The organism is Flavobacterium sp. GW823-FHT06G12 (genome assembly GCF_058794775.1).
In genome coordinates this window covers 139,969-166,376 of sequence record NZ_JBXAHE010000005.1, presented here as the reverse complement: position 1 = coordinate 166,376, position 26,408 = coordinate 139,969, and the positions used below count along the sequence as shown (strand labels likewise).

The 26,408-nt window shown below is 32.7% G+C and carries 15 protein-coding genes; 11 read left to right on the top strand and 4 right to left on the bottom strand.

The window, feature by feature from the left end; genetic code table 11:
• Nucleotides 1–26 precede the first annotated feature (26 nt).
• On the bottom strand, nt 27–1,751 hold the full coding sequence (locus AC1Q5Z_RS19060) for a helix-turn-helix domain-containing protein (protein WP_492446397.1): 1,725 nt from the start codon (nt 1,749–1,751) through the stop codon (nt 27–29).
• A gap of 381 nt (nt 1,752–2,132) precedes the next feature.
• On the opposite strand from AC1Q5Z_RS19060, the gene AC1Q5Z_RS19055 reads away from it, so the two are divergent.
• The 7 genes from AC1Q5Z_RS19055 to AC1Q5Z_RS19025 all read left to right on the top strand — a co-directional run bounded on the left by AC1Q5Z_RS19055 (nt 2,133) and on the right by AC1Q5Z_RS19025 (nt 9,652).
• The gene (locus AC1Q5Z_RS19055; RefSeq protein WP_343587318.1) at nt 2,133–2,273 is read left to right on the top strand and encodes a hypothetical protein; all 141 of its coding nucleotides are present in this window, start codon (nt 2,133–2,135) and stop codon (nt 2,271–2,273) included.
• 68 nt (nt 2,274–2,341) lie between these two features.
• Complete coding sequence (gwsG, locus tag AC1Q5Z_RS19050; protein WP_343587315.1) at nt 2,342–3,313, top strand: grasp-with-spasm system ATP-grasp peptide maturase; 972 nt, start codon at nt 2,342–2,344, stop codon at nt 3,311–3,313.
• Nucleotides 3,300–3,485, top strand: coding sequence for a hypothetical protein (locus AC1Q5Z_RS19045; protein WP_343587312.1), 186 nt, complete (start codon nt 3,300–3,302; stop codon nt 3,483–3,485). The genes gwsG and AC1Q5Z_RS19045 overlap by 14 nt, the downstream gene beginning before the upstream one ends.
• The gene (locus tag AC1Q5Z_RS19040) at nt 3,475–4,461 is read left to right on the top strand and encodes a hypothetical protein (protein WP_343587309.1); all 987 of its coding nucleotides are present in this window, start codon (nt 3,475–3,477) and stop codon (nt 4,459–4,461) included. Before AC1Q5Z_RS19045 ends, AC1Q5Z_RS19040 begins: the two co-directional genes overlap by 11 nt.
• 58 nt (nt 4,462–4,519) lie before the next feature.
• Nucleotides 4,520–6,160, top strand: a complete 1,641-nt coding sequence (locus tag AC1Q5Z_RS19035) for a hypothetical protein (RefSeq protein WP_492446394.1) — start codon at nt 4,520–4,522, stop codon at nt 6,158–6,160.
• On the top strand, nt 6,160–8,355 hold the full coding sequence (locus AC1Q5Z_RS19030; protein ID WP_492446392.1) for a peptidase domain-containing ABC transporter: 2,196 nt from the start codon (nt 6,160–6,162) through the stop codon (nt 8,353–8,355). The genes AC1Q5Z_RS19035 and AC1Q5Z_RS19030 overlap by 1 nt, the downstream gene beginning before the upstream one ends.
• A gap of 1 nt (nt 8,356) precedes the next feature.
• Nucleotides 8,357–9,652, top strand: a complete 1,296-nt coding sequence (locus AC1Q5Z_RS19025) for an HlyD family secretion protein (RefSeq protein WP_492446390.1) — start codon at nt 8,357–8,359, stop codon at nt 9,650–9,652.
• 220 nt (nt 9,653–9,872) lie between these two features.
• On the opposite strand, the gene AC1Q5Z_RS19020 is transcribed toward AC1Q5Z_RS19025, so the two are convergent.
• From AC1Q5Z_RS19020 to AC1Q5Z_RS19010, 3 genes are all read right to left on the bottom strand, one after another.
• Complete coding sequence (locus AC1Q5Z_RS19020; RefSeq protein ID WP_343587301.1) at nt 9,873–10,427, bottom strand: porin family protein; 555 nt, start codon at nt 10,425–10,427, stop codon at nt 9,873–9,875.
• Nucleotides 10,428–10,515: 88 nt separating this feature from the next.
• Nucleotides 10,516–11,652 carry a helix-turn-helix domain-containing protein gene (locus tag AC1Q5Z_RS19015; RefSeq protein ID WP_343587299.1) on the bottom strand — a complete coding sequence of 379 codons (1,137 nt, stop codon included), beginning with the start codon at nt 11,650–11,652 and terminating at the stop codon, nt 10,516–10,518.
• Between the two features lie 292 nt (nt 11,653–11,944).
• Nucleotides 11,945–12,241, bottom strand: coding sequence for a hypothetical protein (locus AC1Q5Z_RS19010; protein ID WP_492446388.1), 297 nt, complete (start codon nt 12,239–12,241; stop codon nt 11,945–11,947).
• Between the two features lie 359 nt (nt 12,242–12,600).
• On the opposite strand from AC1Q5Z_RS19010, the gene AC1Q5Z_RS19005 reads away from it, so the two are divergent.
• The 4 genes from AC1Q5Z_RS19005 (at nt 12,601) to AC1Q5Z_RS18990 (ending at nt 25,682) form a co-directional block, all read left to right on the top strand.
• A complete protein-coding gene (locus AC1Q5Z_RS19005) occupies nt 12,601–13,068 on the top strand; it encodes a hypothetical protein (RefSeq protein WP_492446386.1) in 468 nt (155 codons plus the stop codon).
• Nucleotides 13,069–13,584: 516 nt separating this feature from the next.
• Nucleotides 13,585–15,243 carry a T9SS type A sorting domain-containing protein gene (locus tag AC1Q5Z_RS19000; RefSeq protein ID WP_492446384.1) on the top strand — a complete coding sequence of 553 codons (1,659 nt, stop codon included), beginning with the start codon at nt 13,585–13,587 and terminating at the stop codon, nt 15,241–15,243.
• A 1-nt stretch (nt 15,244) separates the two neighbouring features.
• Nucleotides 15,245–18,724 (top strand): RHS repeat domain-containing protein, encoded by a 3,480-nt coding sequence (locus AC1Q5Z_RS18995; protein ID WP_492446382.1) that lies wholly within the window; start codon nt 15,245–15,247, stop codon nt 18,722–18,724.
• Nucleotides 18,725–18,734: 10 nt separating this feature from the next.
• Entirely contained in the window at nt 18,735–25,682 is a 6,948-nt protein-coding gene (locus AC1Q5Z_RS18990; RefSeq protein ID WP_492446381.1) for a DUF6443 domain-containing protein, read from the top strand.
• Nucleotides 25,683–26,408 lie beyond the last annotated feature (726 nt).

Below are 26,408 nucleotides of genomic sequence, written 5' to 3'. Positions count from 1 at the left end.
TTTTTAGTGCTATAATTTGCTGTATTTTAGTTTTGTATGTTTTTTAGGTCTTCTAGTTGACGGATGTAAAAAGTTGGTTTAATTCCCGTTTTTTTATTAAAAGCAGAAGAAAATGATTCCGCATTATTAAATCCAAATTCTAAGGCAAGGGCTTGTATAGTATATTTTCTGAGCTTGTTTTTTTCTTTTAAGGTTTTTAAAGCATATTCAATTCTTAAATCATTAATGTATTGAACAAAGTTTTTCTCTTTATAAACATTCACAATTTTAGATAGATATTTATTGTTTGTTTCCATCATATCAGATAAACTCTGAATGGTAACGTTGGCATCTAAGAAACCTTTGTTTTTTTCAAAATTCAGTAATTTTTTTAAAATCTGTTTTACTATTTCTTCATTGATCCCGATGTTCTCTGTCTTTGATTTTTGTATTTCAGAATCTTTATTTTCTTCTGTGACTTTTACTTCATTTGCTTCTGATAAGTTCTGTATAATACTTTCAAAACGAATGTGAAATCTCTTTTTTAATTTATATTGATAAATTGCCAGTCCAGATGTTATAATGATTATTAAAATCAAAAGAAGAATTCCCCAGTAAGAAATTGTCTTGTCTTTTTTTAGTGATTGGATTAGATTTTCTTTTTCCTGAATGAGATAGGGAGTATCGTATTCTTTTTGTAATTTTTTAGTTAGCTCTTTATAATTATGTTGCAACAGACTATCAATTTCCATGTATTTTGTTAAATACTTTAATTGATTGACTTTATCTCCATTCTTTTTAAAATATGAAATTAAATAGGGGTATCCGTTGGCAAATTCGGGTGTAATTCTTTTGTTGATAATATACATTGAATCGACCTTAATGAAGTTTTTAACTGCTTCTTTTTTGTTTTGCAAGCCTTCATAAGATTTAGCAGTATAATAATAAGCAGCCAATAAGTTTCCTTTGTCTTCACTATATTTTACTAAAGGAAGAGCTTTATTTATACTGTCCAAAGCTTCTTTAAAATTTCCTTTAAATACTTTATTAGCACCTTCATTTAAAATAAAGAGTGCGTTTATGTGTTTGTTTTTTGTTGCCTTTGATTCAAAATACCCTAATTTATTATAATAGGTTGCAGAATCGGATATATTTAAAGTTTTATAAGCATCGGCTAGACCAAAAAGCAGTAATTGATAGGAATAAGAATATTTAGGATCTCTTACATTTTTATCACTATAATAATCTAAACAGTTTTTATATAAATTAAGGGCTTCTTTTACTTCTCCTAATTCTTCAGATCTTAATACAGCAATAGAAAATTTGGTGTCATAATATAAATCGGGATTATTTTTTTTTGCAATATTCTCAGCAATTAAAAAGTTATCTATTGCTTTTTTATAGTCATGCTGTTTTTTATAAAAGAAACCTTTTTGTGAATAAGCATAAGCGGGATAATTTGGATCATTTAAATTTTTTGAAAGCGTGATAGAGCTATCAATGTAAACTAATGCTTTGTTATCTTCGTGCAACATTGAAAGTAAAATGTAGCCTCTCGCTTTTTCTACTGGTATGTTTTCTTGTTTAGCTTTAATTAAATATGCATTTGCATATGATAGCTGTTTTACCCTATTTTTTTCATTATTAAAAAAGTTTTCTTTCAGATTTTCAAAAGAAAGACCCTCTAAATTTTCTTTTGCAGATTGGCAAAATAATAAAGTAGGGCTCAATATGAATAATAATAGAATATATAGGTGTCTAAAGCGGGTCATTTTAGTTTTGATTTTCTTCAAAAATAGAATATTCAGTCTTATTTTTTCTTTAAATAAAGCTAAAAAAGTAAAAAAATACTGTGTTTGTTTAGAAGGAGTTACGTGATTTTTAATAAGGAATTCATGAATTCAGCGCCGAAATTCCCGAATTCCGTTTTGCAAAGTTTGTGCTGACTATCTTGTTTCTCTAGTTTTGGCTTCAAGAAATTTAAAAAGAATAGCAGGTCAAGACGTCACCAGTTAACTAATTAATTTTCTTAATGCATATGGCCATATTGCAGGGATTGATTTCCAGTAAACGGTAACCCAAAAAACTATACTGAGGAAGGGAGAACTATAAATCTCCATAATTAATTAACAACTTTTTAAAAACCTTGTATTATGAAAAAATTAGAAGATTTCGAGTGCGAAAAAGTAGAAGTAAAAAATATAAATGGTGGTACTGCTAGAGAAGCATACACATTCTGTAAAGTTTCAGCTGACTGGAACGAATTTGATGGTATGGAACCAGATAGTAATTAGTATTATTTTTCAATTCACATATTTAGGCATAGCATATATGCCTAAATATGCTTTATAATATATAGATTATGATATTAATATTAAGTAAGCCAGGTGATAGGGATACTGACAGCGTTGTCGAATGGTTGAATTTTCTAAATGCACCTTTTATTAGGATTAACGATGAAGAAGTAATGGAAGGAAAAACATCTTTTTCTTATAATATTGATTGTGCTGAAAATTCTTATTTTGAAAATTCAATGCAAAAAGTCTTTTTAAAGGATATTTCGGTAGTTTGGTGCAGAAAATTTGGTTTTTTAGATAGTTATGAAAAAAAACTTAGCCTTTCAAGAGATTTGACAGATTTTTTATATAATGAATTTAAAGGCTTACGGGATTTGATTTTTAATCTTTTAGAGCATAAAAAATGGCTGTTTAAAAGAAGCTCATGGAGTTCTAAGTTGGAGGTTTTAAATCAAGCTAAAAGGGCTGGTTTAAATATACCTAAAACGATAATAACCACAGAGAGGAATAATCTAAAATCATTTTTAGAAGAAAACAATAATTTTATCATAACAAAGCCCATACACGAAGCTATGCATGCCCAGCTGTCAAATGGTTCAATATCACTAAGTACTAAAGAAGTTGAAAATGTAAAGAATTTAAATAAAACTTTTAGTCCTTCTCTTTTTCAAGAGTATATTGAAAAAGAAATTGAATTAAGGGTCTTCTATATTTTAGGTAAGTGCTATTCGATGGCCATATTTTCGCAAAGCAATCCACAAACCCAATTAGATTTTAGAGCATTTGACTTTAGTAATCCAAATAGATTTGTTCCTTATCAGCTTCCAGATCATATTGAGCATAAGATAGATAATCTTATGAAAAATCTAAAAATCAATACCGGATCTATCGATTTAATTAAATCACAGAAAAATGGAGACTATTATTTTTTAGAAGTTAATCCCTCTGGACAATTTGGAATGACAGCGTTCCCGTGTAATTTTCCACTCTACAAGATAGTTGCTGAAAATTTAATATTACTAAATGATGAAGAATAAACGAAAGATAAATTTACCTGTAATTGCTGAAGCTGCTAAAGAAAATCTTGTCTTAACGATGAATAAAAGAAGCTACTATAAATATGTTGAATCAAAGTTTTATCAAACTTCAAGAACTATTTGCGGGGACCCTGATAAACCAATTTATTTAAAAACATCCGATGATAAATAAAAAATTTAAGTTGTTTTCAAACTGCTTTGCAGTTAAAGGTATCAATAGAGGAATAATAATTGATTTCCAAAGAAAAAACTATTATACGGTGCCAAATCAGATTGTCGATCTGCTCGATGAATATTCTGGCAAAGAAATATATTCTTTATTTAGCGACTTTAATAATGATAAGCCTATTTTAAAAAAGTATATTCGGTTTTTTCTTTCAAACGAACTAATTATTGTCAATAATGACATAAGTCAATATCCAGCAATAAGCACAAATTTTGAACGCCCTTATAGTATTGATACTTTAACTTTAGATTCAAATCTAGATAAATCAATCTTGAAAAATTTCTTAGAAATGAAAATTGATGGTTTGGGTGTATCTAATTTAAGAATGATCAACGAGGTTTTTAATTTACAAGAGATCATTGAAACTCTTAAATTTATTGATAAATCAAGAATCAAGTCTGTAGTTTTATATTTAAAATATGCTGTTGGATTAGAAACTGAATTGATAAAGCTTCAAAATAAATTCCCAAGAATAGTGGAAGTTGTTTTTTATGATGCTAAAGAAATTCCTAATAATAGTAAGTTTATTTATGAACAAAAATCTCTAGAAGAGGTTTTAGCCATGAAAATTAGAAATCATGATGATTTTACCATGGAGCTATCTAATTTTAATGAATCATTGAAATATAACTTTGCCTACAATAGAACACTTTTCATAGATTCTTTTGGAAACATAAAGCGATATATAACTGATGAATCAATCTTTGGCAATCTTAATACGCATGATTTAAACAAAATAGTTCAAAACAATGAAATAATAGATTTTTGGGAGATCAGCAGAGATAAAATAAATGTTTGTAAGGATTGTGAATTCAGATATATCTGTCCAGATGGTAGCGTTCCTTTAAAAACGACTCAAGATAAATACTACACCAGTTCTCAAAACTGCTCTTATAGCCCTTATTCTAACAAATGGAGCTAGGAAAAATATTTCCAAAATAATTTAAGTCCATACTTAATGCGATCTGCGTTTAAAAATCATGCAAAAAAAAGTAAAATTAATTTTAAGTACATCTATATTAATATTTTGTATTTCGATTCAGTTTTCTTGTAAAGGAATCAATAGCAATATCATTAAACATAATTATATAGTTGGATATAGAAATTCAGGAGATTTATTTTATAATGATTCTATTGATATTTCTATTGATTTTTCTAAAAATACTACTTATCAAGATCTTTCTAAGATTAGAATAGGTAAACTTAAAAGTGAATTGGTTGGTGTTAAAGGTATTGATGTCGGTAATTTAATAGTTAGCGCTAAGACCGATAAAATTAATATTTACTACTTTTTTGAAAGCGTGCAGCACCCGATAGATACATTATTGCATGAGCGAATAATAAAAGAAGATAGGGAGAATGGAATTGCGATAGGAGAGAAACAGAAGGGAGCAAAAAAAATAATTTGTGTTACAAAATCTTTTAACAGCAAGGATAGTATATCGATAATGAATAGCGAAGTATTAAAAAAAGTTTATTTGGATTCTAGCAATTTAAAGCGCATCACTTCTTTAAATATCTTTAATTATTATATAAACGGAAATAGAAATTTTCTTCAGGGAAGAGATAAGTTAAAAAAAGCTCCAATTAAAGACCCTGAAAAAAATATGTGGAAAGATGCCTTTATCATGACCTTTAATTCGTTTATGTCAGATAATAATGAATACAAGGAATTGATTCATGACTATGAGAGTAAAAAGGACCATTTTGAGAAAACACTGCAGTATGGATTATCATCAGAAGGTGTCAAAAAAGATGCTTCTGTTTTTACATTGATTTCTGAATTGGCAAAGGACAATCAGGTTATAATGCTCAATGAAGACCATTTTTATCCAAAACATAGATTATTTGCAATGCAGCTTTTGGATGTCTTAAAGCAAAATGGATTCACTTATTTATCAATGGAGGCATTTACCGAAACCCCTGACGAAAAAGTAATTCCTAATTCTAAAAACGGACTCTACACTAAAGAACCTTATTTTGGACATTTTATAAGAAAGGCAAATAGCATGGGATTTACTATTGTAGGACATGAAAGTTATGATAGGAATATAGATAGAGAAATTGGCCAAGCGCGTAATATAATGAAGATACTTGAAAAGGATCCAAAAGCAAAAATATTTGTTTATGCTGGTCATGGTCATATTGAAAAAGAAGGGAAGAACCGTCTTATGGCGAACTATTTTAAAGATTTCTCTCAAATAAATCCGGTTACAATTAATCAAGAAACAATAGTAGATAAAACAGAAGAAGATCTTGTTTTAATTCCCAGAGCAGTTTTTGAGAAAGATACTCTAATGCACTCAAGTGCAGATTATTTTCTGATAAATAACCTAGAAGCAAAATTGACCAATGTTTATCCGGATAAAGTTTTCAAAACTGGTTTTGTAAAAAATAGAGAGTTTAGTAATTATAGGAAAGGGGAGTTGCTATTAGAGGTTTATAGCGACGAGGAATATAGAAAAACTAAAAGCGCGGTTGTATTAATTCCCATTGCCGTATTACTAGTTAAGCCAAAAGGGAACAAGGTTGAATTTAGTTTACCAGTAGGGAAATATTATATTGAAGTAAAAACTATTGATAATCAGGTGTTTAAGTTTGATGATTTTGAAATTAAATAATGCGTAATCTTTTTCCATTTTATAAACAGACAGATAACAAAGATTGCGGACCAACATGTTTAAAAATAATAGCAAAATATTATGGAAAAACAGTTAGTATTCAGGGGCTTCGTGATGCAAGCGAAACAACTCGTGAGGGAAGTAATTTACTTTTTTTAAGCGATGCAGCCGAAAAAATAGGGTTTAGAACTTTAGGGGTAAAGTTTAGTTTAGAAAGATTGGAAGAAGCGCCTTTGCCTTGTATTTTACATTGGAATAAGAATCATTATGTTGTACTTTATAAAATCAAAAAAGAGACTTACTATATTTCGGATCCTGCATTTGGATTAATAAAATACAATAAAGGAGACTTATTGAAATTCTGGATTGGAAACAATTCAAATGTACATACCAAAGAGGGGATTGCATTGCTAATAGAAGCCACACCAAAATTTTTTGAGTCTGATTTTGATAAAGAAGAGGGTAAAACATTAGGTTTTGGACTATTGTCTCAATATGTTCTTCGATATAAATCATTTCTTATTCAGCTAAGTATTGGTCTTTTGGTCAACAGTTTATTACAACTTATTTTTCCTTTTCTCACACAAAGTATTGTTGATATCGGAATTCAGAATCAAAACATCCATTTTATTTATTTAATTCTTTTTGCTCAACTATTTCTTTTTGCAGGCAAAACAGGTTTAGAACTTATTAGGAGCTGGATATTACTACATCTTTCAACAAGGATAAACATTTCATTAATATCAGATTTTTTTATTAAGTTGATGAGTTTGCCTATTTCTTTTTTTGATGTGAGAATGACAGGAGATATCATGCAGCGTATCAATGATCATCGTAGAATTGAAAAAATTCTTACAACATCTTCATTAAGCGTATTATTCTCAGTAATCAATATGTTTGTTTTAGGTGGTGTTCTCGCATATTTTAATTTGAAAATATTCTTAGTATTTTTTATTGGGAGCCTATTTTATTTTGGATGGATAACATTGTTTTTGAAAAAAAGAGAGGTATTAGATTATAAGCGTTTCTCAGAAGTTGCACAGGAGCAAAGCAAAGTAATGGAGCTCATTAATGGAATGCAAGAAATCAAACTTCATAATGCCGAAAAACAGAAACGCTGGGGGTGGGAATATGTGCAAGCAAGGCTCTTTAGAGTATCAATAAAAGGTTTGATTGTAGAGCAGGCTCAAACTATAGGCTCGTCAGTTATTAACGAATTAAAAAATATATTCATCATATTTCTTTCTGCTAAATTAGTAATTGACGGCTCTATTACTCTTGGTATGATGTTGGCTATCAGTTCAATTGTAGGAAGTTTAAACGGACCTATAACGCAATTAATCGAGTTCGTAAGAGAGATTCAGGATGCAAAAATATCGCTAGCCAGATTGTCTGAAATCCACTCAAAAGAAGATGAAACCCAGCAGGAAAGTAACCAAAGTAGCGATGTTCCTTATAATTCTGATATTGAGATAAAAAATTTATCATATCGCTATCTGGGATCTGATACACCAGTTCTAGATAATTTAAATTTGACTATTCCTGCCAACAAAGTAACTGCAATTGTAGGTACGAGCGGCAGCGGAAAAACAACATTAATGAAACTGCTTTTAAAGTTTTATGAACCTGAAAAAGGTGAAATTATTATAGGAAGCTCGCAATTAAAGAATATTTCACAAAGAGCCTGGAGGGACAATATTGGAGCAGTGATGCAGGAAGGGTTTATTTTTAGTGATACTATTGCTAATAATATTGCCATAGGCATCGATACAATAAATAAAGAAAAGTTGGTATATGCGGCAGATGTCGCTAATATAAAAGAATATATAAATGAACTTCCTCTGAATTATAATACAAAAATCGGAGCAGAAGGAACAGGAATGAGTACAGGCCAGAAGCAAAGACTGCTCATCGCTAGAGCAGTATATAAAGATCCAGAAATATTGTTTTTTGATGAAGCAACATCGGCACTAGATGCCAATAATGAAAAAACAATAATGAAGAAACTCGATATTTTCTTTAAAAACAAAACCGTTATTGTAATTGCACACCGTTTAAGTACGGTTATGAATGCTGATCAAATTGTGGTGCTTGATAAAGGAAAAATTATAGAAATTGGAAATCATTCTGCATTGGTAGAACAAAAAGGAAATTATTTTGAATTGGTTAAAAATCAATTGCAGTTAGGAAACTAGTATGACAGAAGATAGCATTACATTAGAATTAAGAAGTGAAGAAGTTCAAGATATTCTCACTAAAGTGCCTTGTTGGATGATCCGATGGGGAACAGTTTTGATTTTTGCCATAATTATAATGTTATTTTTTGTCTCTTGGTTTGTAAGATATCCTGATGTAGTCCATACTGAAATCGTAATTACAACCAATATTCCGCCAGAAAAAATAGTATCAAAATCTTCTGGAAGAATTGAGGCAATTTTAGTAAAAAACAAAGTACATGTTTCTAAAAATAATACGCTTGCAATTATAGAAAACACGGCTAATTATCGAGATGTTTTTCTTCTGAAAAGTATTGTAGACAATTATAAAATTAACGACCCCAGAAAAGTTTTTCCTTTTGAACGACTTAAAAATAAACAATTTGGAGAAATAGAAAGCGCTTATGCTGTTTTTCAGAAAGATTACCAAGCCCAAGATTTAAACAAAAATCTGCATCCTTTTGAAGTAGAAAATAGAGCGCAACTCTCAGAAAAAATTCAAATAAAAGAAAGACTCGAAATTCTTCAGGAACAAAAAGTAATAAATGAAGATGAACTAGAACTTCAAAAAAATGAAATTATGCGATTTGAAACCTTATTTAACAAGGGAATAATTTCTGCTCAGGAAATGGAAACTAAAAAATTAAGTTTTCTTCAAGCGCAAAAAAATTACAGAAATCTTCTTTCTTCTATTTCGCAGCTAAAATCCTCACTAATAGATAATACAAAATCAAATCAAAATTCTCTGATAAACGGAACAAAAGAAGAAGTTAACCTTGGGCGCAGTGTATCACAGTCGTTTTATCAATTAAAAAAAGTTATAAAAGATTGGGAGTTGGCTTATGCTTTAAAATCCTCTATTAGCGGTACAGTTACATTCTTACAAGTCTGGACAGAAAATCAAACTATTAATGTGGGTGATAATGTTTTTTCAATTATTCCCAATTCTAAAAATAGTTTTATAGGGAAAGTGAAAGCTCCAGCATTAAATTCAGGTAAAATAAAAGTAGGGCAGAAGGTTAATATTCGTCTTGCAAATTTTCCTGATAAAGAATTTGGAGTTTTAAAAGGTGAGATTAAAAATATTTCACTTGTTCCAGATAAAGAAGGGAATCTACTTTTGGATGTTGGATTGTCAAAAGGTTTAGAAACTTCGTACCACAAACATATTGTTTTTCAGCAAGAAATGAAAGGCAGTGCAGAGATTGTAACTGAAGATTTGCGTTTAATAGAAAGAATATTGTATCAGTTTAAAAATATTTTTGAGAAGGTTTGATTTTTATAAATCAGAAAATGAGGTTAATTAAGAGAAATTCTAAAAAGCACGTAAGGAAAATTAGGAATGGTTTCAAAAAACTCAAAATCGGATAAATTGGTAATTATTTATGAAAACATATTTCTTAGAAAGGCATAGGGTTAGAAACATATTAGAGGCGTATTAAGAGAAAAAAACACCACTCAAAATAAGTGGTGCTTTTTATTAGCTATAATAGTTTTTAGAAAAAGAAATAACCAACAGATACTTGAAATGCCGCGTTTTTATTTTTGCTAGAAGAACCTTCTACATTATTAATATCTGTTAATCCGAGATTATATCTTACGCCAAAATTAAGTCCATTGTCTAATTTATATCCTACACCAAAATTAACACCAAAATCGACTGTATTGAATGAATCTTTTACATTAGTGCTTTCATTTTTGGCAGAAAGTAAAAATCCTACTTGTGGTCCAGCTTCAATACTCAATCCCTTTGTTATATAATATTTTCCCATTAAAGGAATGTTTAGGTAGTTTAGGGCAACTGTATCGTCACCAAAGCTATATCCCTGACCAGAATACATTATTTCGGGTTGAAAAGAGAATTTTTCTGAAATAGGAATTTCTGATAATACACCAAAATTAAACGATGTTACATAGTCTATACCGTTGGTATCATCTCCACTTACAGTTGAAAAGTTTAAACCTGCTTTTGCACCAAATTGAATTTTTTGGGCATTTACATTTACAAATGCTAAAACTGTAAAGACAGCTAATAATAAAATTTTTTTCATAAAAATTGTTTTGAATTATTCGAAGGCAAAATTCAGATAAGGGAAGTTAGAAAAGGTTTCAAAAGCTTAAAATTGTACAAATCGGTACTTATTTATTGGTGTTTTTGTACTCATTTGGTGTTTGGCCAGTAACTTTTTTAAAAGCTTTGTAAAAAGTGGTTTTAGAAGTAAAGCCAGATTCTAAACCCATTGATAGCAAATTATAGTTTTCGTATTCAGAATTAGAAATCATTTCTTTTACGGCCTCAACCCGATAGCTATTAATGTAATTGGCAAAGTTATCTTCTGTTATTGTGTTTACAATTAGAGAAAGATATCCTGGACTTATGCCTAATTTTTCAGCAACTTTTTCTCTGTTTAATGTACTGTCAGTATATATATGCTGCTCTTTGCAAAACAACTCTAGTTTTTGAAAGTAAAGATTATCTGCCGTGATAGATTCACTATATTCTTCTTGAGTGTCATTTTCTACAATCTGAAGATTGACGGGAGAAATGGCTAAATCTCTATTCAAAAAATGGTAAACAGCTTTGTGGTCTTTGGCCAGTTTGTATTTGTAAATGCCAACATAAGCGGTCCAATGAATTATGAATGTGGCACAAAAAGCCAAAATACTCATCGTTGCAGAAAGGTCAAACGGAATAAACAAGTTGGCTAGAGCAATAATAAGAAAAGCGAATAGCGATGAAGATACAATTGTTAAAAGGATAAAAATCCAATTTTTCTCCTGTGGATCTTTTAAATGTTTTAGCATAAAATAAGAGTAGCACAACAGAAACGGAATGAATGTAATAGCTAAAACAAGATGAATTAAACCAAGTATTTTGAGTAAGCCAGTGGCTGATTCGGGAATAGTGTAAATTCCCGCAATACGATCAAGATCGCATATAATATGAAGGATAGCGGTATACGCAAAGGGAATAAAACACAAATAAGATTTTTGCCTGTTTTTTACACTATCATCAATTCGGTTTATAATAAACAGAAACAGAAAAGCTGGTATTAGAAACGTCCATTCAATATGATCAATAAAGCGTAAGAAAGGATAAGAAGTAAATGCATCTTCAACCTCAAAAACATGATTCAGTAAAATGATCGAAAGTGTAAATAAAAGACCTGCAAGATATTTATTTGAATTACTGTTGAATATAGAAGACTTTAAAATAATTAAGCCTAAAACTATTCCCTGAAAAACCGCAATGTTTAAAAGTGTGGTATAAATCACGTTTTTGGTGTTAAGTTGTTTTTGAGATAATATGGTATTTATTATTTTTTAAAGTATAGCTTATTTCATACGAATTAACAGGACGAATTTATACTAATGCAAATTATTTTCTTAACAGATTAAGAAATGATTAACTAAAACGATGAAAGAATTATAAGATGTTTTAATTTAGGTAAAGGAGGAGGTCGCTGGAAAAATTTTATTATACATAACAAAAAAAGCTTCAGAGAAATCTGAAGCTTTTGTTTTAATAGTGAGAACAGAAATATCCTCGAACTGATAATTTTTAGGATTAAAAATAGGTTGACTCCGAATACGGATCGTAGATGTCTACATCCCATTGATTATCATTATATAGATCTGCAAAATCTTCATCGGCTTCTGCATCAATAGTGTTTTCATTTTCTTCGCTATAGCTAATGCCGTGCAGAAATTCACAGTCAAAATCTGGTTCGTCATCATGCTTATCGTACAAGTCTAACGAAGCTGAAGTTTGTTTTTCAGAATAAAATTCAGCATCTATCAGATTTGCATTAGATTGAATAGTAATCGAGTTAAAATTTGTAGAGGTAGTTATAGATGATTTCATGATTTTTATTATTTATTGGCTTTATAAAAACATATTTTCTTAATTCAAAAATACATGGTGCAACAATGTTTTTATTTACAGAATTTCGCCTTGAGTTTATATAATTAATCATTGTAGAATATGATTTCCACTTAATTAGTGTTTTTTACAGAGTTTGTTGGTTTATTTAACGCTGAGATATACTCGTTGTAAAAGCTATATAAGTCTCCTTGATTTTGCAGAAATGTTTGAACAAAAAAAAGCAAATTGAAAAATGTAGTTTAATTCTTTTTCTGCTTTTTTTATTTACATATCCATATATTTGAAAACTCGTCAATGTGTAATATTAATTAACAGAAAAAATATAGAAGAACTATTTTATGGAAATAAAAACTAAAAATAATCGAACATTAATTTTTAGACAAACTACAGATGAAAGGATATGGGAAACTAAGGCCGAATTTTCTGCAGGTAATGACTTCCGTAAATTCAATTATCAATTTTCTTTTAATGAAAAAATAATTTCTAAAAAATACATTATTGAAGGTTATGATTTCAATTCATATTTAATAAATTTAATTGATAGGTTTATTGAAAACGAAGAAAAAATATTAAAGATTTCTAGAAAAATCTTAGATGATATTAAGAGTATAAACGATAATTTGACGTTCAAACATAATTCAGAGAATTCACCATTATTTTATGTGCGAATTTTGGACATTGTAAATTATTCTTTTAAAGTATATTTTTCAACAAATTATGGTTATGAAGAATATATTATAAAGTTTTTATTATATGATAATGGAGATTTTATAATAACCAAAGTAAAAAGGAAACTTTGTTATTAAGATATCTAATTCAATAATCTGAATCAGACATTATAAAAAAAAGCTCCAGAATTCTCTGAAGCTTTGTCTTAGTAGCGGGAAACATTCAAATATCTAACCTGTTTTCAAATGATTTCTATAAAATCGTTTCTTGATCCTTTTGTATTCTAATTAAAATTCAGTTTCATTTTTTTCTAAAATAATAATCATTTAGATCATCGTTTCTTTGTATTTGTTATCTTCACAATAGTGTGTGATTTTTATAAAACCTTTGCAATAGGAAACTAAATCATTTCGATCTTCTTGAATCAAATTGGCAATTCTTGCTTGTACATTATAGTAAATTTATCATACTTTTTATTGATTTATAAAATTTGCCGGTTGATTTTTCCAATAATATTTGCTTATTCAAAAAAACTTTAAAAGTAAAGTTAAACAAAAGTTAATTGTTTACGGAAAGCCGTAAAGATTTGTCGTTTCGTTGAATTATTTTCGCCCGAATTATAGTAAACAACTTCAAATTTATAAAATATGCGTATGCAGAAATTTTACCTACTACTTCTTTTTTCCATTTCTTTTGTAGGTTATTCCCAAGATATTCTTTGGGAGAAGTCTTACGGAGGCACGCACGCTGACTACCTTTTTGATGCGCAGCCGACTGCTGATTATGGATTTATTTTAGCGGGAAGTTCCTTATCCGATAAGACGGGAAATAAAACAGATGACAATCATGGAGATTTAGATTTCTGGATCTGGAAGATGAAAGAAAACGGAGAACTTGACTGGCAGAAAAGCTTTGGCGGTTCTGGCTTTGACTTTCTTCAGAGCATTAAAAATACTAGAGATGGCGGATTTATTCTTGCTGGTACTTCCAATTCTTCGAAAAGTTTTCAAAAGAAAGATAATTGTAAAGGTCTATCAGATTTTTGGGTTATCAAATTAAATGCTGCTGGAGATGAGCAATGGCAAAGGACTATAGGAGGAAGCGGACAGGACGAGCTTGTGTGCGCTTTTCAAACTAAAGATGGGGGCTATATTTTGGGAGGTTCTTCAAGTTCAAATCCAAATTCAATTTCAGATTCAAAACTTAATGAAGATTCTTTCGCCACAGATATTTATTCTAAATCGGAAAAGTGTAGAGGAAGCATGGACTATTGGATTGTCAAATTAGATAAGGAAGGCGTCATTCAATGGCAGAAAACTTATGGTGGCCAATACTCTGATGTTTTACGAAGTATGGAACAGACTTCAGATAACGGATATATTCTTGCCGGATATTCCAATTCTCCTGTTTCAGGCGATAAAACGGAACAAAATAAAGGAGTTGGCGATTATTGGATTTTGAAAATAAACGATGTTGGTGCCATTCAATGGCAGAAGACCTATGGTGGTGATGGAGATGATCAGCCTTATGTAATTCATCAAACTAAAGATGAAGGTTATATTGTGGGAGGAAACTCAAACAGTACTAATGCATTGACTGCTGAAGGAGGAATCGTTGGAAATGGTACAGATTATTGGATTCTTAGAATAGATAGAGAAGGAACAGTAGTCTGGAGTAAGACCTATGATTTTGGTAAGGTAGATATTTTAACTTCATTGGTTGAAAATGATAATAAAACTTATTTAATAGGTGGCCATGCACGCAACTCGCGTCCAAAATCTAATGGAGGTAGTCTAGTGTCAAAAGCTGTTGGATTGGTTGCTAAAGAAAAAGATGGCATAAACGATTACATCGCTATAAAAATCAATGACGAAGGCGAGGAAATCTGGAATAAGAGTGTTGGAAGCGGAGGCGAAGACATACTCAGAAAACTAATTGAAACCAGAGATGGCGGATACCTTATGGCCGGAACTTCCAATTCAGGCTCTTCAAAAGATAAAAATTCCAATATAGGATCCAATGATTTTTGGGTTGTAAAACTTAAAGATAAAGCTAAGGTAGAAAAAGTGAAATCTAGCATTGAAGCAATTCCTAATCCTGCCAATATCTATACAAACGTTATTATCGGTTATGATTTTAACAAAGGAACCGCATCGGTAATAGATATTCTGGGCAGAGTTTTACAGTATTTTGAGATAACTAGTAGAACGGTTCCTATAAATTTAACTGGTTATGCAGAAGGAATTTATATTGTAAAAATTCAAACCGATGTAAAAACAGAATCAGTTAAAATAATTAAAAAGGTGCATTAAAATGTATAACAAGATAAATAATTTAAAGAGTATAAAAGTTCTTCTTTTTCTGCTTATTTCAACAATAGCTTTAGGACAGACAGAAAACGATCCATCTAAGTTTGTTCCTAATATTATACCGCCTTCACCAACTGCTTACGGATTAGGAACTTATGGTAATACGCCAATTGGTCTGTTTACAGGATCGCAAAATATAAATATCCCAATTTATACCTATAAAACAGCAAATTTAGAAGTGCCAATTAACATGTTTTATAGCTCTAACGGCATTAAAGTAGACGAAATATCTTCAAATGTAGGACAAAGCTGGAATTTAAGTTTTGGAGGAGTCATTACCAGAGTCGTTAGGGATAAGCCCGATGAAGAGAGGGGCGAATATCCTATTCCAATGTCATTGACAGAAGATATGGGACGTTATTCGCCACAGGCTTTAGAATTTTATCAATATATTGGTGAAAATGATGTGGATACAGAAGCAGATCTTTTCAGTTTTAATTTCGGAAAATATTCTGGGAAATTTGTCTTTGACAATGAAGGCGGTATCGTATTAATGCCAGCTCAGGATTTTCAAGTCTATTGTACAGTTTCTCCTGATGGATTTAATTTTTTAATTGTTTCTCCTGATGGTGTAAAATATTATTTTAATGATTTGGAAAGTACAACACAGCGAATACTTGGATCAGGGCATTCTATCCCAAACACAGTAGTATCTTCATGGTATCTAACTAAAATTGTTCATCCAAAAGGAGATGTTGTACAATTTCTGTATGACAATGTTTCAACAAGTTATGTTGCCTCACAATCACAGACATTTAGAATGCTTTCTCCTCGAATTCAGTTTGATGAAGCTGGTAATCTTGAAAGTGATTCCCCAGCTCTTAGTGCGATTTTTGATCATACCATTGCCGTGAATGGGAAGTCTATTAAATCCATTAAAAGCAATAATCCAGAATACGGAGAAGTTGTTTTTACTTCACGTAATGAATCAAGTGCTGATGTAACTACTGGAAACAAGAAAATTGATAAAATTACAGTTAAGAATAAATTGGGAAATGAAGTTGAAAATATTGATTTTACTTATACCACAACAAGTAACAAAAGGGTTTTTTTGGATAAAATCCAATTTAAAGATACTAATCAAAATTACCAATTTGAGTATGGGAGCAGAGACAGTTTTCCAGAAAGATTATCGCACAGCCAAGACCATTGGGGATATTTTAATGGAAAAACCAATACTAATATCGTTCCTAAAGGGATTACAGGTTATGAACTGGAAAATGCACAGTATAATGGAGCAGAAAGGGAACCTAGTGCTACTGATGCTAAAAAAGGGCTTCTAACAAAAATTACTTATCCGACCAAAGGCTATACCATGTTTGATTATGAATCCAACACTTATTATGGCACAAAAAAGGTCTATCCTCCTAGAACTTATAAAAGTTTGAATGTTGTTACTAATGATACGCTACGTAATGTTTCAAAACAATTAAATTTTGTTAATCCAGTGAGACAGAATATTCCTTTGGTAGCTGGAGTTAGTTTCTACTGTCCATCAGAGCTTGATAATGACGGTAAAAGTCAAGCATATGTTGGAGTGTATGATCTTACTGCAAATCAGTATGTAACTTTAAAAAGATCGGATAATGGTTTCACCGTAAGCAGCGGAGGTTCATATACTATCAAGCCAAATACGGCGGCTGAAGCAAAAAGTCTTGTTTTTAGTGGAGAAGAAAATCACGAATATAAGATTTCACTAACTGTACCAAGCAGATGCACTTCTTCTACAATAAATTTTAATTATTATCCAACTGAACCTGCCGATGTACCCGCCAATATAATAACGGGAGGAGTAAGGGTCGGGCAGACGAGAGATTATTCTGTCAACAAAACGGAGCCTGTCGTTAAAATATTTAATTACGCAAATAGAGATGAGCTAAATAAATCGTCTGGAGATAAAGGGCAAAATCCTTATTATATCGACAAATTTAGAGTTGACCGGATTATGGAGTCGCCAGGGGCGGGAATTTTTGGAGTTGTGACTAGTAAGACGTTTGTCAATTTATCTTCTAGTAGTCTTACCTCTTTATTCGATAATGGTGGTTCAAGTATTTATTACAAATATGTAACGGTTTCTTATGGCTATAATTTTCAGAATGGAGGAGAAGAACATGAATTTATTATACATCGCGATGCTCCAGATGGTTTTGTGATTGGCGAATATAGTACCAGCAATGCTCCATTCAGCAATGTAGGCTGGGATCATGGTCTTCTAAAGAAGATTAGTTATTTTAATAAGAATTTAAAAACTGTTAAAGAAACTGTTAATACATATGAGGAAAGAACAGAGTTTAGAAAAGAAGTAAGATCTTTTTACAGTAGAAAAAATTATGAAAAAATTGCTTCTGCTCCTGTTAATTATATATGTACGCAAGCAGATTTATCAAAGAGAAGCCAATATAGAAGATGTATAACAGAGCATAAACATGAAAGGGCAGGTAGTCTTATAAAAAATTTAAGTGGAGGAGTAAAGAGTGAAAATGACTGTATAGCCCCTGGTAATAATAATGTTACATTATATATTACGCATCCTTGCTATGGAGCGCAGCTTCCAAAAACAATTTCAAATCTTGAAAATATTGATAACCTGAGTATTGTTTCGTATAAAAATATTGGATTTTGGCATTATCTGAAATCAAGCGAAGATATAACTTATGATCTTGATGGATTAAATCCTGTTCGTAATTCTACAACTTATAATTACCGAGGGACAAATCATGTTCAACTATCTTCTCAAAGTTCAAAAGGCTCAAATCAGGAAAAAATAGAAACCAAATATTTTTATTCAAAGGATAGCGAAATGACAGGCAAACCATTTGTTACTGATTTAAGCGACGCCAACATAATTGGGATCCCTCTGGATACTCAGACCTACAAAGGAGATGCAAAAATTTCTGAACAGCTTACAGTTTACGATAAAAGCACTTCTACAAGCAATTTGCTCTTGCCAAAATCTGTATACGCTGCTAAATTCCCTAACACTCTAACGGAGATTGAAGGGGTTGGTGCACAGGATAGAAAAATAACTTTTGACAAATATGATGATCGGGGGAATATTGTGCAATATACAGTAGAAGGAGGAGCTTCGACGGTTATAATATGGGGTTATGGCAAGACACAGCCAATAGCTAAGATTGAAAATGCAGTCTACAGCGATGTGTCCGGCCTTGTTTCAAACCTTCAGACAAAGTCAGATACAGGAACGGAAGGGGCTCTGCTCACCGACCTGAACAGTTTAAGAAATGCTCTGCCAAATGCAATGGTAACAACTTACACTTATTTGCCGCTAATAGGAATTAGTACGATTACAGATCCCAAAGGAAATGCAACGACTTATTCGTATGATGAATTTAACCGTTTGAAAACAGTTAAGGACGGACAGGGAAATATAGTTTCAGAAAACCAATACCATTACAAAAATTAACTAGCTTAAAATGAGAAAAAAAATAGTACTTGTGCTGTTGCTGCAAATATTTGTTTATTTAGGGTATTCGCAAGACACAATTCAACAGCCTGTAAAAACCGATTTAAAAATTCAGGTTGCACCATTAATTGTTATTGATCCAGGAGGAGGAGGTGAAGATCCAGGAGGAGGTGATCCTCCTAAAGGATATCAATGGAACAGAGATGCTGACGGAGATGGATATGGCGATCCTAATGTCTATGTTTTTAGTAATACGAAACCTAATGGATATGTTTCCAACCAGCAGGATTGTGATGATACAAATCCTTATATAACAACTTCAGATAAGATTTGGTACCGTGATGCAGATGGAGACGGTTTCGGTGCGAAGAATGGAACTACTACCACAGGCTGCTTTCAGCCAGGAGGCTATTCGAGTAATAATTCAGATCTGGACGATACTAACCGCAATATCACTAATATACCGCCTCAGTATTTTTATCATGATTACGATGGAGACGGTTTTGGAGATCTAAATGTAAAGGTTTATTACAGTGTTAAGCCGGCAGGCTACGTAACAAACACTACCGATTGCAATGATTTGGATGCTACCATTAACCCGAATACAATCTGGTACCGCGATGCTGATGGAGATACATTTGGAACTGCATCAACTAAATTGGTCCAATGCGTCCAGCCAACAGGATATGTGAGAAACTCGTCAGATTATGATGATACGACAGCAAACATTACCAATATTGCACCTTCTACTTTTTACAGAGATGCTGACGGAGACACTTTCGGAAATGCTTCGATAAGTGTTTATTATAGCGTGAAACCGACAGGCTATGTAACCAATAATACCGATTGCAATGATTCAGATGCTACTATTAATCCTAATACGATCTGGTATCGCGATGCCGATGGAGATACTTTTGGAACTGCAGCAACTAAATTAGTCCAATGCACTCAGCCAGCAGGTTATGTAAAAAATAGTACAGATTGTAATGATTCGGATGCTACGATTAATCCTAACACGATTTGGTATCGCGATGCTGATGGAGATACTTTTGGAACTGCAGCAACTAAATTGGTTCAATGTACCCAACCAACAGGATATGTGAGAAACTCATCAGATTATGACGATACAACGGCTAATATTACCAATATTGCACCCTCTACTTTTTACAGAGATGCAGATGGCGACACTTTCGGTAATGCTTCAGTAAGCGTCTATTATAGTGTGAAACCGACTGGTTATGTTACCAATAACACTGATTGCAATGATTCAGATGCTACGATTAATCCTAACACAATCTGGTATCGCGATGCCGATGGAGATACTTTTGGTACTGCAGCAACTAAATTGGTACAGTGTGCACAGCCTGCCGGATATGTAAGAAACTCATCAGATTATGATGATACGACAGTGAATATTACCAATATTGCGCCTTCCACTTTTTACAAAGATGCTGATGGCGACACTTTCGGAAATGCTTCGATAAGTGTGTATTACAGTGTGAAACCAACGGGTTATGTCGCAAATAATACAGATTGCAATGATTCAGATGCCACCATTAATCCTAACACGATCTGGTATCGTGATGCTGACGGAGACACTTTTGGAACCCCAGCAACTAAATTGGTCCAATGTACGCAACCTGCAGGATATGTTAGAAACTCATCAGACTATGATGATATGACAGTGAATATTACTAATATTGCGCCTTCTACTTTTTACAGAGATGCAGATGGCGACACTTTCGGGAATGCTTCAATAAACCTATATTATAGCGTTAAACCGACAGGATATGTAACCAACAATACAGATTGTAATGATTCGGATGCCTCAATCAATCCGAATACGATCTGGTATCGTGATGCCGATGGAGATACCTTTGGAACTGCAGCAACTAAATTAGTGCAATGTGCCCAGCCAGCGGGATATGTGAGAAATAGTACAGATTGTAATGATTCAGATGCTACCATTAATCCTAACACGATCTGGTATCGTGATGCTGACGGCGACACTTTTGGAACCGCGGCAACTAAATTGGTTCAATGTACACAACCAACGGGATATGTAAGAAACTCATCGGATTATGATGATACGACAGTAAACATTACGAATATTGCACCCTCTACTTTTTACAGAGACGCCGATGGCGACACTTTCGGTAACGCATCAGTAAGCGTCTATTACAGTGTAAAACCAACGGGTTATGTAACCAATAATACAGATTGCAATGATTTGGATGCTACCATTAATCCCAATACGATCTGGTACCGTGATGCTGATGGAGATACTTTTGGAACAGCTGCAACTAAATTGGTTCAATGCACGCAGCCAACGGGGTATGTGAAAAACTCATCAGATTATGATGATACGACAGTGAATATTACTAATATTGCACCCACAACTTTTTACAAAGATGCTGATGGCGACACTTTCGGAAATGCTTCGATAAGTCTCTATTATAGCGTTAAACCGACAGGATATGTAACCAACAATACAGATTGCAATGATTCGGATGCTACCATTAATCCGAATACAATCTGGTATCGTGATGCCGATGGAGATACTTTTGGAACAGCTGCAACAACTTTAACTCAATGTGCTCAACCAGCAGGATATGTGAGAAACAATAGCGATTGTAATGATTCTGATGCTTCAATCAATCCCAATACAATTTGGTATCGCGATGCAGATGGGGATACTTTTGGAACCTCAGCAACTAAATTGGTTCAATGTACGCAGCCAACAGGATACGTTAGAAACAGCACCGATTGCAATGATTCGGATGTTTCAATTAATCCGAATACAATTTGGTATCGTGATGCCGACGGAGACACTTTTGGAACCTCAGCGACTAAATTGGTTCAATGTACGCAGCCAATGGGATATGTGCGAAATTCATCAGATTATGATGATACAACAGTAAATATTACCAATATTGCACCCACTACTTTTTATAGAGATGCCGATGGCGATACATTTGGTAATGCTTCAGTAAGCGTTTATTACAGTGTGAAACCGACTGGTTATGTTACCAATAATACAGATTGCAATGATTCAGATGCTACCATTAATCCGAACACGATTTGGTACCGTGATGCCGATGGAGATACCTTTGGAACTGCCGCAACTAAATTGGTTCAATGTACGCAACCAACGGGATATGTAAGAAATTCATCAGATTATGATGATACAACCGTGAATATTACCAATATTGCACCTCAGTATTTTTATCAGGATTTAGATGGAGACGGATACGGGAATAGCTCTGTAAGTGTTTATTACAGTGTGAAACCTGCTGGTTATTCAATATATGGAGGAGATCTCATAGATACAGATTTTTACATAACCAATGTTCCTGCTCACGATGTATATAGAGATGCCGATGGAGATGGTTTTGGATATCGCTGGAATACATCGGCTGCAAGTGTTTCCCGACCAGGATATGTAGACAATAGCACAGATTGCAATGACAATGATGCCGCAATTAACCCTAATACGATATGGTATTTGGATGACGATTTAGACGGTTTGGGAGATCCTGCTCATTTTTTGAAACAGTGTGCAATTCCAAATGGGCATTACGTGTTAAACAATTCAGATAACTGTCCGCTTATTACTGGAACCTATTCAGATTGTTCGGCTATAACAACACCATCGTCAGATCAGAATTACGTTATCACTAAAATCTATAAACAAGCTTTGACCACTGCAGTAGATTTCCCTACTGGAGATCAGGTTCAAAGCAGCATAACCTATTTTGACGGTTTAGGAAGACCAATGCAGAAAATTGCCAGCAGACAGTCTTCTTCATCAAAAGATCTTATAACAGCTATGGGTTATGACGATTTTGGAAGACAGACAAAGGAATATCTGCCTTATGAAAGTTCTTCGGATAATATGGCTTATGATAAAGACGCTGAAACTACTGGCGCCATTAACTTTTATGCAACAGAGTACTACGAAAATACTTCTAATCCTTTTTCAGATAAAAAGTTTGAAAATTCTCCTTTAAACAGAGTTTTAAAACAAGCGGCTCCAGGAACGGCATGGACTATGGATTCTGGACAGGAAATTAAATTCAGCTATCAGACAAATAGCAAAGATGAAGTGAAATTGTATAAAGCGACAACTTCTTGGGATGCGAGCGCTGGGCTTTACGGAATCGCTTTTTCTGATGGGGGAATGTATCAGGCTGGTGAGTTAATAAAGACCGTTACTTATGATGAAAATACAGCACCAAAGGCTAATGTTGGAACAGAAGAATTTAAAAACAAAGAAGGACAGATTGTGCTTAAACGAACATACGATGCAGAAGTTGCCCATGATACCTATTATGTTTATGATATCTATGGCAATCTTACCTATGTAATTCCACCAAAAGTGGAGGGAGATATAGATTTTACTGTTTTAAGCGGTTTATGCTACCAATATAAGTATGATGATCAAAATCGTCTGGTAGAGAAAAAGCTTCCAGGAAAGCAGTGGGAATTTATTGTCTATGACAAATTAAACAGACCAGTTGCCACAGGACCTGCATATTCACCATTTAAAGATGAAAAAACAGTAGGTTGGATCATCACAAAATATGATGTTTTTGGAAGACCTGTTTACACGGGCTGGAGCAGCGGAACCGCAACATCAGCCTCACGAAGCACCATGCAGGCAAGTCAAAATATTGCTACTGTTATCAATGAAAGCAGACAGAGTTCGGGAACAATTGACGCAATTGAAGCGCATTACAGCAATAATGTGGCGCCAGCAAGTTTTAAACTTTTAACAGCTAATTATTATGATAGCTATGAGTTTCCTAATGCACAAACGCTTCCATCTGCAGTAGAAGGACAGACTGTTCTGACAAATGTTAAAGGTATGGCTTCAGGAAGCTGGACAAGAGCTATAACAACAGCGTCTTCAACAGCAGGAGAAACAAGCACCATATTTTATGATAAAAAAGCAAGACCAATAAGAAACTATCTTCAGAATCATATGGGAGGATATACCTCAAATGATAGTAAAATTGATTTTACAGGAAAAACACTTTATACAATTACGAAACATAAAAGAACTTCTGGCAGTACTGAAATTACGGTAAAAGAAGAGTTTACTTATTCGCCACAAGAACGTTTGCTTACCCATACGCATCAGATAAACGGTGGCGCAGTACAGCTTTTAGCTGCGAATACTTACGATGCTTTAGGGCAGCTTACAAGTAAGAAAGTAGGAAATAGCATTGGAAACCCATTGCAAAAAGTAGACTTTCAGTATAATATCAGAGGTTGGCTCAAAGAAATTAATAAAATAGCCAATCTGCAGCAGGATACCGATCCAGCAGATTTATTTGCTTTCAAAATTAATTACGAGACATCGCAAACTGATATTTCGGATGTAAAACCACTCTATAATGGAAACATCTCAGAGACATTCTGGAAAACGGCTTCCGATTTACACGAAAGAGCCTATGGGTACAAGTATGACAAGTTAAATCGTCTGACTAATGCTATTTATGAAAAGAATGGGGTAACCACTAGCGCCTATGATGAAAACCTTTCATACGACAAAAACGGAAATATTAAAACGCTGAGCCGTAAAGGAGATTATGATCCTCAACTCGGTAATCTTGATATAGACAATCTAGTGTATACTTATCCGGCTAATTCAAACCAATTGTCTAAAGTTGCAGATAATTCCAACAACAGCAGCGGATTTAATGATATCAATAAAATTGGTGATGATTATGGATATGATGATAATGGAAACATGATTAGTGATAAAAATAAAAACATTACAGAAATCAGTTATAACCATTTAAATCTGCCAAAGAAAATAACATTTGGAACAACGGGGGCCATTGAGTACTTTTACAGTGCATCTGGGCAAAAAATAGGAAAAACTGTAACTGAAGGCACGGTTAGCACTGTGACAGATTATTTAGGCGGGTACCAGTACAAAAACAATGTTTTGGAGTTTTTTCCAACAGCAGAAGGTTATGTAAAGAATGTATCTGGAGGACTTTCATATGTTTTCCAATACAAAGATCATCTGGGGAATGTTCGCGTAAGCTACGCTAAAAACCCGACAACGCAAGTTCTTGAAATTATTGAAGAAAATAATTATTACCCTTTTGGATTAAAGCATAAAGGATATAATGATTATCCGCTAACAGCGAATAATTATAAGTACAACGGAAAGGAGCTTCAAGACGAGCTGGGGCTTGTGGTTTACGACTTTGGTGCTCGTAATTATGATCCTGCGCTTGGTAGGTGGATGAACGTTGATCCATTAGCGGAAAAAATGCGAAGATTTAGTCCATATAATTATGCTTTTAATAATCCCATTCGCTTTATTGATTCTGATGGTATGGCGCCAGATGATATTATCGTTTTATTAAGCAAACCACAATCTGGGCACCAGACAGGACATCAAGCCATATTGATTGGTGATGACAAGAATGGTTGGACATATTACTCTAAAGATAAGGATGATTCGGGAACAAGTCCAGATAAACCCTATAATGATCAATATACAATATCGACATTTAAAAGTCTAAATGAGTTTGCCGATTCAGCTTATAATACTTTTAAACAAGAGTATGATGTTAATTCAAATGCCCCAGAAAAAGACAAAACGGATAAAACAAATTCAGAAACTGATAAAGAAGGTTCAATTAAACAACGATATACGGAAGGGTATAGAATTAAGACATCCGCAGAACAAGATGAAAAGATGAATGCAGCTGCAAAAGAAGAAACTACAAAAACATGGACACCACTTTCAAATTGTACAAATGTTGTTACTAAAGCTTTAGATGCAGGGGGCTTAAAGAATGGTGAAATAAGTAGAGGAGAAGGTCTTTTTGGCACTCCAATATTAAACTTTGGTACTGATGCAAAACAAACTGAAATAGAGAGAAGTAATAAAGGAATCAATGTTGATCGAAAATTAATACCTACTAAAAAATAAGATGAGAAAACTAATATTAAGATTTAGCCCAATTATCATTTTAATCCCAATTGTTGCATTTAGAACACAATTAGAATTTTATGATATTTTATTATTTTGTACAATTATTTTAAATGCTATTTTATCATACCAAACGAGATTAATTTCCTTATATGATAAATACTATAGTTTAATCAATTATATTATATGGTTCATTTTTATTTTAACGATTGTATTTATTAGGTCAGTTCCTTTTGATTATGTAGTTTTTTCTATTTTACTAATTCGATTTTTGATTTTAATCTTGAATTATTATAAATTTCAAAATTTTTATGTCCCTAGAACTATACTGGATAACATATGGGGAATATCTTTAGTGGTTTATTTAAGTGAATTAGTTTTAAATTCGACGCATGGAACAAAAGGTTTTTTTATTTTATTAGGTGAGATTTCAACAATTGAAATGTTATTCATTTTACTATTGTTAAAAGAATGGAATGCAAAAATAAATAGTATATTGACCATTTTGAAGAGAAAATTATGTAGGTAGTGTTACAGATTAGTTGTTTTTATAAATTAACAACGTAATGAATTGAAGAAGAATTTCCAATCTTGACTGTTTAGAAGAAAAGACGACCAAAAATGGTCGTCTTTTTTTTGGGTTTTAAAAAACGTTTATTTTACCAGAATGCTTCAAATTAACACGAACACATTTAGTAAGCAAAATTGAGGACAAAATTACATACA